This is a genomic window from Moorena sp. SIO4G3 (assembly GCF_010692305.1).
In the GTDB taxonomy this organism is placed as follows: domain Bacteria; phylum Cyanobacteriota; class Cyanobacteriia; order Cyanobacteriales; family Coleofasciculaceae; genus Moorena; species Moorena producens_A.
In genome coordinates, this window is sequence record NZ_JAAHIG010000009.1 from 37,407 (window position 1) to 50,134 (window position 12,728).

The 12,728-nt window shown below is 45.0% G+C and carries 13 protein-coding genes; 5 read left to right on the forward strand and 8 right to left on the reverse strand.

Annotated elements, in window-relative coordinates:
- Nucleotides 1-15: 15 nt before the first annotated feature.
- Nucleotides 16-621, reverse strand: coding sequence for a Uma2 family endonuclease (locus F6J99_RS02955; protein ID WP_293111639.1), 606 nt, complete (start codon nt 619-621; stop codon nt 16-18).
- A 232-nt stretch (nt 622-853) separates the two neighbouring features.
- Here F6J99_RS02955 and F6J99_RS02960 point away from each other — a divergent pair, with 232 nt between their 5' ends.
- Both F6J99_RS02960 and F6J99_RS02965 read left to right on the forward strand, forming a co-directional pair.
- Entirely contained in the window at nt 854-2,923 is a 2,070-nt protein-coding gene (locus tag F6J99_RS02960; RefSeq protein ID WP_293111640.1) for a prolyl oligopeptidase family serine peptidase, read from the forward strand.
- A 142-nt stretch (nt 2,924-3,065) separates the two neighbouring features.
- On the forward strand, nt 3,066-4,178 hold the full coding sequence (locus F6J99_RS02965) for a hypothetical protein (protein ID WP_293111641.1): 1,113 nt from the start codon (nt 3,066-3,068) through the stop codon (nt 4,176-4,178).
- A 29-nt stretch (nt 4,179-4,207) separates the two neighbouring features.
- Here the strand turns inward: F6J99_RS02965 and F6J99_RS02970 are convergent, their stop codons facing one another.
- The 3 genes from F6J99_RS02970 to fabG all read right to left on the reverse strand — a co-directional run bounded on the left by F6J99_RS02970 (nt 4,208) and on the right by fabG (nt 7,649).
- Nucleotides 4,208-4,822 (reverse strand): hypothetical protein, encoded by a 615-nt coding sequence (locus F6J99_RS02970; RefSeq protein ID WP_070391961.1) that lies wholly within the window; start codon nt 4,820-4,822, stop codon nt 4,208-4,210.
- Nucleotides 4,823-5,060: 238 nt separating this feature from the next.
- A complete protein-coding gene (gene groL, locus F6J99_RS02975; RefSeq protein WP_293111642.1) occupies nt 5,061-6,731 on the reverse strand; it encodes a chaperonin GroEL in 1,671 nt (556 codons plus the stop codon).
- A 120-nt stretch (nt 6,732-6,851) separates the two neighbouring features.
- Nucleotides 6,852-7,649: a 3-oxoacyl-[acyl-carrier-protein] reductase gene (fabG, locus tag F6J99_RS02980; RefSeq protein ID WP_365972485.1), complete on the reverse strand. Its 798-nt coding sequence runs from the start codon at nt 7,647-7,649 to the stop codon at nt 6,852-6,854.
- A gap of 420 nt (nt 7,650-8,069) precedes the next feature.
- On the opposite strand from fabG, the gene trxA reads away from it, so the two are divergent.
- Nucleotides 8,070-8,387: a thioredoxin gene (trxA, locus tag F6J99_RS02985; protein ID WP_293111643.1), complete on the forward strand. Its 318-nt coding sequence runs from the start codon at nt 8,070-8,072 to the stop codon at nt 8,385-8,387.
- A gap of 199 nt (nt 8,388-8,586) precedes the next feature.
- Here trxA and psb29 read toward each other — a convergent pair whose 3' ends face one another.
- Nucleotides 8,587-9,393 (reverse strand): photosystem II biogenesis protein Psp29, encoded by an 807-nt coding sequence (gene psb29 / locus F6J99_RS02990; RefSeq protein ID WP_293111644.1) that lies wholly within the window; start codon nt 9,391-9,393, stop codon nt 8,587-8,589.
- A gap of 120 nt (nt 9,394-9,513) precedes the next feature.
- The gene (locus tag F6J99_RS02995; protein WP_070396558.1) at nt 9,514-9,882 is read right to left on the reverse strand and encodes an STAS domain-containing protein; all 369 of its coding nucleotides are present in this window, start codon (nt 9,880-9,882) and stop codon (nt 9,514-9,516) included.
- Between the two features lie 328 nt (nt 9,883-10,210).
- Between F6J99_RS02995 and F6J99_RS03000 the strand changes: the two genes are divergently transcribed.
- Nucleotides 10,211-10,438: a hypothetical protein gene (locus F6J99_RS03000; RefSeq protein WP_293111645.1), complete on the forward strand. Its 228-nt coding sequence runs from the start codon at nt 10,211-10,213 to the stop codon at nt 10,436-10,438.
- A gap of 68 nt (nt 10,439-10,506) precedes the next feature.
- Here F6J99_RS03000 and F6J99_RS03005 read toward each other — a convergent pair whose 3' ends face one another.
- Together F6J99_RS03005 and hemF are read right to left on the reverse strand one after the other, a co-directional pair.
- The gene (locus F6J99_RS03005; protein WP_293111646.1) at nt 10,507-10,740 is read right to left on the reverse strand and encodes a hypothetical protein; all 234 of its coding nucleotides are present in this window, start codon (nt 10,738-10,740) and stop codon (nt 10,507-10,509) included.
- A gap of 41 nt (nt 10,741-10,781) precedes the next feature.
- Nucleotides 10,782-11,816, reverse strand: a complete 1,035-nt coding sequence (gene hemF / locus F6J99_RS03010) for an oxygen-dependent coproporphyrinogen oxidase (protein WP_293111647.1) — start codon at nt 11,814-11,816, stop codon at nt 10,782-10,784.
- 266 nt (nt 11,817-12,082) lie between these two features.
- Here hemF and F6J99_RS03015 point away from each other — a divergent pair, with 266 nt between their 5' ends.
- Nucleotides 12,083-12,565: a polyketide cyclase/dehydrase and lipid transport protein gene (locus F6J99_RS03015; RefSeq protein ID WP_070391956.1), complete on the forward strand. Its 483-nt coding sequence runs from the start codon at nt 12,083-12,085 to the stop codon at nt 12,563-12,565.
- Nucleotides 12,566-12,728 lie beyond the last annotated feature (163 nt).

Consider the following 12,728-nt stretch of genomic DNA (forward strand, 5'->3'; position numbering starts at 1 on the left):
TAAAACGTAGGCTCCTCAAGACCAAATCTCATCCATCTTGAGCACAAATCCAGGTAAAACTGGCTCACCACTCACCGTTGCTGGATTATCCAGCTGTTCAACTTCCGCCCCAAGACGATATACATAAACTTGGCGCTGATCTGGGTCAATCAGCCAACCGAGCAAAGTCCCATTTGACCTATACTCTGCCATTTTGTCTTGCAAGTTTTTCAGGCGATCACTTCCAGAACGTAGCTCAATCACAAAATCAGGGCATAGGGGTACAAACTTCTTTCGTTGTTCTTTAGTTAGGGATTGCCACCTCTCTAGCTTGACCCAAGCAACATCAGGAGAACGATTTGCTCCATTGGGAAGTATAAAGCCAGTAGAAGAATCAAAACCTTTCCCTGTACCATCTTGGCATACCCAATTGCCAAACTGAACAATCAAATCAAAATTGCGACCGCCAGTTTCCCCTCCTGTAGGAGTCATAATAATAAGCCTTCCATCTTCGTGGCGTTCGATCCGTAACTCCCGATTGAGCTGACAAAAAGCAAAGAATTCCTCATCACTCATATCAAAAGCCGGACGGGTCTTTAGCTCTAAGGGCGTTGCTAGTTGTGGTGTGATGGATCCAGTCATAATTATCAGGCGCGATTTGCCTTCCCCAACAGGCATCTTGGTGGAACCGGCATCTTGGTGGAACCGGCATCTTGCCGGTTACAATTTCCACCCTTATCCCTCTACCTTATTATTTAGCCTTATATAGATTTTAGATCAATTCGCGATTAGCTCCATAGCTGCCCATGTCCTCCAACCTCGACCCAAAGAATAGAAACGTTACACTAGAAACGCCGCTTCACCATCTGCCACCATGCCATCTACCAGTCAACCCCTGAACTATCCCAAAAGCCGCAAAGCCGACCAAGTCGATGATTACCACGGTACTGTAGTTGCTGACCCTTACCGCTGGCTAGAAGACCCAGATTCAGAGGAAACTAAGGCTTGGGTAGAAGCACAAAATCAAGTCACCTTTGGTTATCTCAGCGAAATACCAACACGGGAAACACTTAAGCAGCGCATCACCAAGCTATGGAATTACGAGAAATATAGCACTCCCTTTAAAAAAGGCGATCGCTACTTCTATTTCAAAAACGATGGTCTTCAGAACCAAAGTGTTCTCTACACCTTGACCTCCCTAGATGCTGAACCAACCCTATTACTCGACCCCAACACCCTTTCAGAAGACGGTACCGTTGCCCTATCGGGTTTAGCCATTAGTAAAGATGGTAAGCTGCTAGCCTATGGTCTGTGTAGGTCTGGTTCTGACTGGCAAGAGTGGCAAGTGCGGGAGGTGGAAACCGGTCTTGACCTCTCGGATCAGATTAAGTGGGTAAAGTTTTCTGGGGCATCTTGGAATCACGACCATCAAGGTTTCTTCTATAGCCGCTTCGATGAACCCAATGAAGCCACTAAGTTAGAAGAGCTCAATTATTATCAAAAGCTCTATTATCATAAGTTGGGCACACCCCAGTCAGAAGATAGTCTGATTTATGAGCGCCCTGACCAGAAAGAATGGTTCTTTAGTGGTCGAGTCACTGAAGATGATAATTATCTTATCATTATAGTTGAGCAGGGTACTGACCCCAAGAATCTGGTGTTTTATAAAAATTTGCAAGACCCAGATTCCCCAGTTGTGGAACTCATTAACGAATTTGATGCCAGCTATAGCTTCATCGGGAATGATCAATCAGTATTTTGGTTCAGCACAGACTTAGATGCCCCTCGTAGTCGAGTTATTGCCATAGATACTAATCATCCTGAGCAGGCACAGTGGCAAGAAGTAATTCCCCAAGCCGATGAAACCCTAGAAGGTGTAGGCTTACTCAACAACCAATTTGTGGCCGATTACCTCAAAGATGCTCACTCCTCCATCAAAATTTTTGACCTGGATGGTTCCTTTGTACGGCAAGTCGAATTACCTGGTATTGGTTCCGTTGGTGGTTTCAATGGGTTACGTTATGATACTGAAACCTTCTACAGCTATACCAGCTTCACCACCCCTGCAACCATCTATCGCTACGACATGGTAAGTGGAGAAAGTACCATTTTCCGGCAGCCCCAGGTAGACTTTAATCCCGATGACTACGAGACCAAACAAGTTTTCTACCCTAGCAAAGATGGCACCCAAGTGCCTATGTTTATCACCCACAAGAAGGGATTGGAGTTAGATAGCAATAACCCCACTTACCTCTATGGCTACGGCGGCTTTAATATCTCCATAACCCCCAATTTCTCCATTAGCAATCTGGTATGGATGGAAATGGGAGGTGTTTATGCTGTTGCCAATCTCCGTGGTGGCGGTGAGTATGGGGAAGATTGGCACCAATCTGGGACGAAACTCAACAAGCAAAATGTATTTGATGATTTCATAGCAGCGGCGGAGTGGCTAATTAGTGCTCAGTACACCTCACCCAAGAAACTTGCGATCGCAGGCGGTAGCAATGGGGGATTATTGGTCGGTGCTTGCATGACTCAGCGTCCAGACTTGTTCGGTGCAGCTCTACCAGCTGTGGGAGTACTAGATATGTTACGCTTCCATAAATTTACCATTGGTTGGGCCTGGTGTTCCGATTTCGGTTCCCCAGATAACCCAGAGGAATTTAAAGCCCTTTACGCCTATTCCCCATTACACAATCTCAAACCAGGAACCGCTTATCCAGCTACCCTGATTACCACCGCTGACCATGATGACCGGGTTGTCCCTGCCCATAGTTTCAAATTTGCGGCAGCCTTGCAGGAGGCCCATGAAGGGGAACAACCAGTGTTAATTCGGATTGAGACCAAAGCAGGCCATGGTGCAGGGAAGCCCACCAGTAAGATAATTGAGGAGATTGCTGATAAGTGGGCGTTCTTACTCAGAACCCTAGAGGTAGAGGTTTAGAAGTTAAACAGAGCATAACTTGCCTAGGATTTTAAGGGTAGGATTTAGGACACAACTCACGATATCGTATATCATTTTTTTGACAGAAGGGGGCAAAAAAGCCCACTTCTACTGCTCTTTTTGACTAGAGTGCTGGTTAATCATGGACCTATCTGCTATTTTAAACGTTGCCCTTGGCTTATTTTTTGTCTACCTGATCACCAGTCTGTTAGCCTCTGAAATCCAAGAATATCTCGCTAGCGTTTTACAATGGCGGACTAAACACTTACAGAGGGCTATCGAAAATTTAATTAATGGTGGGATTCAGTTACGAAATATAAAGCTGAAAGATGTAGTTGATGAGTCAGATCAAGAATCAGTTAACGTAACCGTTGATCAGATTAACAATTTAAAAAAGACCAAACGGCTTTTAAAAAAACTCTATCAAAATCCGTTGCTTAAATCAGTTAATCACGAAGCCAAAGACCTAGATAACCAAAATGAATTAAAGTCAAAATCTAACTCAAAGGTTAGTGGCCCTTCCTATATTCCATCAGATACCTTTGCCACCGCTTTAATCATGACCATTGTTCAGCAGGCATCAACCTTCAAAAATAATGCCGAGATTACCCTGGACAATTTTAAAACAGCCCTTGAAGAAGAGAAGATAAAAAATTTACTTCCTGAAGACTTAAAGATAACGCTTTTAACCCTGATTGATAAAGCAAAATTTGAATACTCTGACCGGAACAAAGACCTGAAAAAACTCCAAGAAGAACTAGCAACATGGTTTGACGAATCCATGACACGAGCTGCAGGGGTATACAAGCGTCAGTCTAAAGCCATATCTTTTTTAATTGGATTAGTGATTTCCCTAGCCTTGAATATCGATACCATCAATATCAGCAATCAATTCTATAAAAACCACAGTGTAAGAGCTGCTGTCAATCAAGTCACTAATAGGATTGTTAATGAAACCGGTGCCTGTTTACAGCAAGAACCAAACAGTAATGACTGTTATGATAGTATAACCTCAGCTGTAGATGACCTAGCCTTTCTTCCCATTGGCTGGGGAGAAACTAATCTTATAGAGCAGTTTGAAGAACCGAATCATCTTCCCAGAGAGCTGGGTTTGACTTGGGTTTACTTCAAATTCGTTGTCGGGATTATTTTGAGTGCGATCGCAATCTGTATGGGAGCCCCCTTTTGGTTTGAAGTACTCAATAAGTTGGTCAACGTTCGTAATACTGGATACAAACCAAAATCCTCTAAATAGACTCCCAAATAGACTCCCAACTGCTAGACCTATTGAGGCTGCAAGGCAAGAACTATAGCCTGGGTCCAGTGTACCTTGATCGGTGTAAACCTACAGGGTAAGTAGCACGAACTGCTTTTTCCAGTATTTGGTTCAAATATATTGAATAATAATTGGAGATTAAATTGGCCACCATTTTTAATCGCCTTCTTCAAGTCTTTCTCCGGAAATAATGCATCTTTAATCTTTTCATCGCTCAGCTTAAATTCGCAATTTTGACCAGGACGAATTTTACCAACGTCTTGGCTTTTCGGTGCCTCTTCCATATCACCAGAATTTACCCAAACCATAGGTCGTGCATTATTTCCCAAGTCAGTGATAATACTCTTATCCCAGTCTATTTCAATATAAACAGGATTCTCGTTGGTTTTATTTTTAACACTCAGTTTAAGATCCTTTAAGTCATCCAATTTATAGCTAGGATCGAAGCCAAAGTTGACTTCCATGAAATCATTAAGATTGTGCTTTTCCAGTTCCTGATTGATAGCATCAGAGTCTACCTTAACGGTTATGAGTTTGTCTATTTCCTGAAACGCTTTGTACAAAACGTAAGTAACGCCAATTATATAAATCGTCAGGATTAGCAAGTTTTGGTCGTTATCCATGGATAGTAAACCTCTGCAAAAGACTAGTCTAAGGTTTTATTAGTTAATGAGAAGTAGAGTCTCGATAGTAGAGTCTGGATAATTATTGGTAAATTATACTCCATAAATGAGTTTACCCAAGATTGACTCACGCCATGACTAATGACGAATCAAAAAGCAGCTTGTCCCTGAGGACAAGCTGCTTTAAGGCTTTATTCTAGCAAAGCAAGAGACTAGCTAATGGCACTAGATAATGGCACTACATCATGCCCATGCCGCCCATGCCGCCCATGCCACCCATGCCGCCCATGCCGCCCATGCCACCCATGTCGGGAGCAGGAGCAGCGGATTTGGGTTCAGGTTTCTCTACCACCAGGGCTTCTGTGGTCAAGACCATACCAGCGATAGAGGCAGCATTCTGTAGGGATGAGCGTACTACCTTGGCAGGGTCAATAATACCTGCAGCAATCAAGTCTTCAATTGTGTCAGTAGCAGCATTATAGCCAACGTTACCAGTACTCTCCCGTACTTTCTCTACAATGACGGAACCTTCAACACCAGCATTATCGGCCATCTGACACAGGGGAGCTTCTAATGACCTGGCTACAATAGTTGCACCAACTTTCTCTTCTTCCTGTAGGTCGTTTGTCAGTGCAGAAATTTTTTCTATTAAGCGAATCAAGGTTGTACCACCACCAGGAACAATCCCTTCATCTACCGCAGCTTTAGTAGCATTGAGGGCATCTTCAATCCGCAGCTTGCGGTCTTTGAGTTCTGTTTCAGTTGCCGCACCAACCTTAATTACGGCTACACCACCGGCCAGTTTAGCAATCCGTTCTTGCAGTTTCTCCTTATCGTATTCGGAGTCAGTTTCTGCTAGCTGGCGGCGGATTTGCTCAACTCGCTTTTCTACATCTGCCTTAGTTTGACCACCAGCTACAATGGTGGTGCTATCTTTGTCAATGCTAACTTTGGTAGCATTTCCTAGCATATCTAGAGAGACAGTATCCAGGCTCAAACCAACGTCTTCGGATATCACCTGACCACCGGTCAAAACTGCAATATCCTGTAACATTTGCTTGCGGCGATCGCCAAATCCCGGTGCCTTGACCGCAGCGGCATTCAACACACCCCTGGCCTTATTCACCACCAGAGTTGCCAAGGCTTCTCCATCTAGATCTTCGGAAATAATCAGCAAGGGTTTGCTGTCACGAGCCACTTTTTCCAGAATCGGTACCAAATCCTGGATCACACTAATCTTTTTATCGGTAATCAGGATGTAGGGGTTTTCAAATTCCACTGTCATCCGTTCGTTATCGGTCACAAAGTAAGGGGAAATATAACCGCGATCGATCTGCATCCCTTCCACTACTTCTAATTCGGTGGAGAGGGATTTGGATTCTTCAACGGTGATCACACCATCTTTGGTGACCTTTTCCATGGCTTGGGCAATCATCTCACCCACTTCTGGATCGTTACCAGCGGAGACTGTAGCAACTTGAGCGATCCCAGTTCCCTGAACCGGCTGTGCCATGCCCTCAATCTCTTTGACCAGCTCGGCAACAGTTTTTTCGATTCCTCGGCGCACAGCTACAGGATTTGCGCCAGCTGCCACATTCTTAAGACCTTCTCGAATCATGGCCTGAGCCAGAATGGTAGCTGTGGTAGTGCCATCTCCAGCAACGTCTTTAGTCTTGGATGCGACTTCTTGAATCAGTCTAGCGCCAGTATTTTCTAAGGGGTCTTCCAGTTCAATATCTTTGGCAACGGTAATACCATCATTGACAATCTGGGGTGCCCCATACTGTTTTTCCAGAAGCACATTACGACCTTTTGGACCAAGGGTAATACGTACAGCATCAGCTAGGGCATTAACCCCCCGCTCCAATGAGCGTCTGGATTCTTCGTCAAACGAAACGATTTTTGCCATTGGTTGTTTAAAGTTGCTTTGTGTCTCCATTAGCAAATTTAGCACTCTTACACGAAGAGTGCTAATTCGTCTGACAATTTTAAACTTTCCGGAACTTGAAACACAGACCTGCCGGGGGGTTCAAGCCATAACCATACCACCATCAACATTAAACACTTGTCCAGTGATATAGGCAGCAGCTGGATCAGCTGCCAAAAACCTCACCATCCCAGCTACTTCTTCTGGCTGACCGTAACGACCTAGAGGGATGTGCTCGATAATGGCTTCTGACTTAAGGTCAGTAGTCATATCAGTGGCAATAAAACCCGGAGCTACGGCATTGACTGTAATGCCACGACTAGCTAACTCTTTGGCAACGGTTTTGGTTAAGCCAATCACACCAGCCTTGGCAGCACTGTAATTGGATTGACCAGGGTTTCCCATCTGTCCTGCTACTGAAGCAATATTGATAATCCGACCAGACTTTTGCTTGAGCATCAGTTTGCTCACTGCTTTGATACATAAAAATACCCCAGTCAGGTTGAGATTAATGACTGCGTGCCAATCTGAGGGTTTCATCCGCAATAACAAGTTGTCGCGGGTAATCCCAGCATTATTCACTAGCACGTCTATACGACCAAACTTTTCGAGAGTCCCTTTAACTAGGGCATCAACTTGTTCAGCTTGAGACACATCAGCCTGAAGTGCTAAAGCTTCACCCCCAGCATCAATGATAGCCCCTACAACCTGATCAGCTGCAGTACTGGAACTGGCGTAGTTGACTACAACCTTTGCCCCTGATCCAGCTAAGGCCAGGGCTATAGCTCGGCCAATTCCTCGCGAGGCACCGGTCACGATGGCTATGCGATCGCTTAATTGTTCGGAAGATGGTTGCGCAGATGTCTGTAATGTTTCCATAAACCTTGAACTGTTTTCCATCCTGCTAATCTTGTCTTGTGGGCAGGAACGGTTTCCTCCAAAGTTAACTTTACAAGAATCTTTAGCTTAGTCCAGCACCAATGATTTTGGACTAGAATCGAGCACAAGGTTAGTAAACAGCTAGAAAAAATGTTGCAGAGTCTACCAAAACTCTTATGATTTGTTATAGTTAAATTAGGGTAACACCGACAGGGATTATTATGTAACTTAAATTAAAGCCGAAAACCAAGGGTTTAATAGTTGCGCTCTCTATCCCGGTGGAACCAACTTTTTTGACATTTTTATGGCGCTCGTGGGATATTCCTGAGAGCTTTGGGAGATACCCCCTGGATGTGAAAGCATCTTGCATTAGCGGGCCAAAGTCTATCTTGGTAGACTTTGGTAGCTAAAAAGTATCGGACTAGGAAAGGTTTCTTGCTCATGGCCGTTAAAAAGCAGTTCAAAACATTCCAAGAATTATTATCTGGCTCAGATGTGCCCGTGTTGGTAGATTTCTATGCCATTTGGTGTGGGCCATGTCAGATGATGGCTCCTATCCTAGAACAGGTCAATGCGGAGCTCAAAGATCGTTTGAAAGTTGTAAAAATTGACACGGACAAATACCCCCAGCTTGCTTCCCAGTATGGCATTGAGGCGTTACCAACCTTGGTACTGTTTAAAAACGGTCAGCCTCAACAACGCATAGAGGGGCTCAGACCAGCGGAAGACCTGATTCAACTATTACAACCTTTGATTTAAGATAATTTCGGGTGAGATTGTCCTTGATACCAGGACTGAGATTATCAGCTGATTGCTGATTGCTGATTGCTGATTGCTGATTGCTGATTGCTTAGGTACCTTGCTCTTTGACCTTTTTTCCCAGAGTGATGGGATTAGCCCCCGTGATTTATCTGGGATTTATCCGGGGGATATCAGCCTGCTAGACCAAAAAACCTAGCTAGGAAGATGGGGCTTGATCCGAAGAGGAATCCGAAGAGGAATCCGAAGAGGAATCCGAAGAGGAATCCGAAGAGGAATCTGATTCTTCTTCGGCAGATGGGGTGGAATCGCTGCTAGGGGTAGCTGATTTTTCTTTATCTTTAGCACGCTCCTCTCGCTTTTTGCGATCAGCTTGAATGGCATCTTCTATCACTACCCGAGCCTGTGCCATTTTTTCCAGGTTGCTGCGGTACAACTCCAAGTCTTTTTTGAGCTTTTCGGAAGGAAGATTTAATCCACTAGTGATTTTGTTAATTACTTCTTCGAGCTGCTTTTGATCCTGAGCTAACTCCGAGTCCGCCTGCTCTAGTAGTGAAAATAAACCAATGGCAAACAATCTGCTGTACTTAAACTGAGAATTTTGTGCGATCGCAGCTATAGTGGTAGCCAAATCCCCAGTCCCATTTTCCGAGGTTGGTGAACTGAACCAGGAGAGCAAATCTTCTCCAGACATAGACTCTACGCTACTTTTGAGCCTTTGGGCATCTTCCTGGTACTGGTGAGCTTCACCTCCGACTGCTTGACACAGAGCATTAAAAATTGATTCTTTATCATTTTCCGGTTGATAGCTCTGCATAAACCGGTCAAAGCATGTCACCACACCTAAGCCATAGATGGGGTCGTAGTTAAAATCGACATTAACCGACAGCAAATGCATCTCTACCATCAACTCTTCTACTACACGTCGGTAAATAGAGTTAATGGGACGAGTGTGATAGGTGTAGAAATCCCGTTTAGTATCCGAGACTGTGCGAACAGTATTCACAAGGCAGATCAGAATTGAAGCTTTATATTATTTTTATTATCTCCGATGAAGCGCCTACCACCAAATCAAAGATGATGGTGGGGGTTGCCAGTTTCATCCGCCGATGCCAGATTGGTTTATTCAGGTGGGGATACTACTGGATAAACCATCTAAGGCTTCTTCCTCCGTTTCAAAAATTTCAAACACCGTGTCCATCATAGTGACTTCAAACACCAGCTTGGCGTCTGGATGAACAGAACAAATGCGAAAGCTGCCCTTAATTTTGTCAGCATCTCGCATGCCAGCCACTAAGGATGTCAAACCCGAACTATCAATAAAGTCAACCTGACTCAGATTAACCACTACATGCCTGCGCAGTTGGGAAATACACTCTTGCAATTTCAGACGAAAAGGCCAAGCTGTAGTGATGTCCAGGCGTCCAATCGGTTTCAAAACAATCACATTTGTACCATCTTCAGTAGTATGAGTTTTCTGATCGATATGAACCATCAGCACCTCCTTGTCGCAGCTACCGCTGATTGAAACCTTACCAAATCTAATCATTAAGAGTTGAGAGTGCGTCCCGAACGATTCAGGTGCGACCCGTGGCGAATTTAATTCTTAATGGGTCAAGGGCACCTGTAGGACTAGCGCCACCTTTAGCCCCTGACTGCTTCCCAGCCAACTGAAAAAGCTCCAAAATGTTTTTTAATTAATACGCCCTGACTAATACGCCCTGACTAACAAATTAAGCGGGGAAGACTTTTCTTAAAGCAAGCCCTCTGTGATTGGGATCATAGAGCTACTCACTGCAAGCTAGTTTAGCTTACAGTGATTGGTGAAATGTCAGGGAGCGTATCCCAATTTTTGCACAAATCTGGCCATCAGACCTGAAGATGAAGGTAATGATGGGGATGAATCTTGGATTTATATTCTATCTTTACCCAGCTATCATTCGTCAGCTATCATGTATCAGTTATCAGTTATCAGCTATCAGCTATCAGCTATCAGCTATCAGCTATCAGCTATCAGCTATCAGTCATTGGCCGTAGGCCATGGTACTTGAGGTGTTATCAGCTTGTGAATAAGCGATGCAGCGCCGCCAAAGGGGGTTTCCCCCACTCGCGCTTTGCATCAAGACAACAGGTAAGCATTGGAATAATGCTGAGTTACTTCAGCTGACGGCTGATAGCTGACGGCTGATACCTGACGGCTGATTAGCTGACGGCTGATAGCTGACGGCTGATACCTGACGGCTGATACCTGACGGCTGATACCTGACGGCTGATACCTGACGACTGATACCTGACGACTGATACCTGACGACTGATACCTGACGACTGATACCTGACGACTGATAGCTAACATCGAACCATCCTAGTATTGCCATACAGTGATATGACAACAGTTTAAGCTGTCCAGTTTGCCCAGTCTTGAGGCTTGAGAAATGTCTCATACAGTTCAGCTTCAGGTGTATTGGGTTCAGGTTGGTAACCGTATTCCCAACGCACCAAGGGGGGTAAGGACATCAGGATGGATTCAGTACGCCCGTTAGTTTGCAGACCAAAAATTGTGCCTCGGTCATACACCAGGTTAAATTCTACATATCGACCCCGACGATAGAGTTGGAAGTTACGCTCTCTGTCTCCATATTCCATATTGCGACGGCGCTCTACAATGGGTAGATAAGCGGGTAAAAAGGACTCAGAGCAGGTTGTGACAAAGGCAAATAACTCTTCCCAACTCCGAGGCTCTAAAACCCCAAGCTTGTCACTGTAAGCTGCTGCGGAACCATCTGGATGGGGACCACGATAGAGTTTACCCGTGCCATCTTGATAGTCAAAAAATAAGCCCCCAACACCCCGCATTTCTTGACGGTGTTTCAGATAAAAATACTCATCGCACCAAGACTTGAACACTGGGTAATACTCAGGGTGATGAGTATCACAGGCTTGTTTCAATTGGCGGTGCAAATGGGCAGCATCTTCAGCAAAGGGATAGTAAGGGGTCAAATCGATTCCCCCACCAAACCACCAGACTGGTCCTGCCTCAAAGTAGCGATAATTTAGGTGAACTGTGGGCACATAGGGATTACGAGGATGCAATACTAGGGAGGTACCAGTAGCGAAAAAACCATGTCCAGCTGCCTCGGGGCGCTGCTTCAAAATTGAAGGTGGCAGCTGTTTGCCCCAAACTTCCGAAAAGTTAACCCCACCCTGTTCGATTACTGAACCATCGCGCATCACACGGGAACGACCACCACCCCCTTCTTCTCTTTCCCAAGCATCTTCTCTGAAGGTGCCAATCCCGTCATCTTTTACTAGAGCTTCACAAATCGTATCTTGCAGCTGTTGCATCAACTGCTTGACTCTCTCCCTAGAGTCAGCAGGAGGTAAAGAAGTGGTATTAGTGGTAGTTGTTGTGTCCGTCTGAAAAGCTGTCATAAACAATCCTAGTGAGTATCTAAGCCAAACCTTAAGTTTGCCTTGCCAATGTTATTGGTTGGTAATTATTGGTTGGTAATTATTGGTTGGTAATTATTGGTTGGTAATTATTGGTTGGTACGATCGGGTACCTTCAGGGGAATCCCTGGGGGTTGGCAAAACTCCCAGGCAGTTGAGATCATATCCTAAATAAAGAGGGATTTTTCAACCAAAGCCATTTGGGGAAGATCATAAATCTGCCTGAGCATAGCTGGGGGAGGCGTCTAGTGATTCTTAATTTTTCTTTCAAGTTAATTGCTGGTCACGAGGGGATTTGGTGTAAGTTTTCCCTCTTCAAGACCTATCGCGCCCTGAGTACTGCCCCAGTGGAAGTTCTCTGGCAAAAATTGATCAACTTAGCCGATGTGTCTTGGAATCCCCTACTGTCAAGTACCAATGCTCCGAAAGGTTTAATGGCTAAACCTGGTTTAATTTATCAGGTAGTCACTCGCTTGATCCCAATTCCAGTGCGAATTTTTGTAGAGCGTGTCTTACCCGGTGAACTACTCAGTATACGATTTCTGGCAATCCCTGGAGTGGAAAATCGGGTCACTTACCAGGTAGAATCCACCCTTTGTGGTACCTATATTTCCTACTCAGTTACCCTAAAAGGCTGGTTATCACCCTTAATCTGGTGGATGATTCGCCCCTACGTGGCGCGGGTGGTATTTGAATTAGCCCAGGCTGCCGAGCAGGTCAGAGCAATCTAATACCGAGTTGCATTCAAAGATAGTAGATTGGTTGGATCGGGAGATGGGGAGATGGGGAGATGGGGAGATGGGGAAATAGGGAGATGGGGAGATGGGGAGATGGGGAAATAGGGAGATGGGGAGATGGGGAGATGGGGAGATGGGGAAATAGGGAGATGGGGAA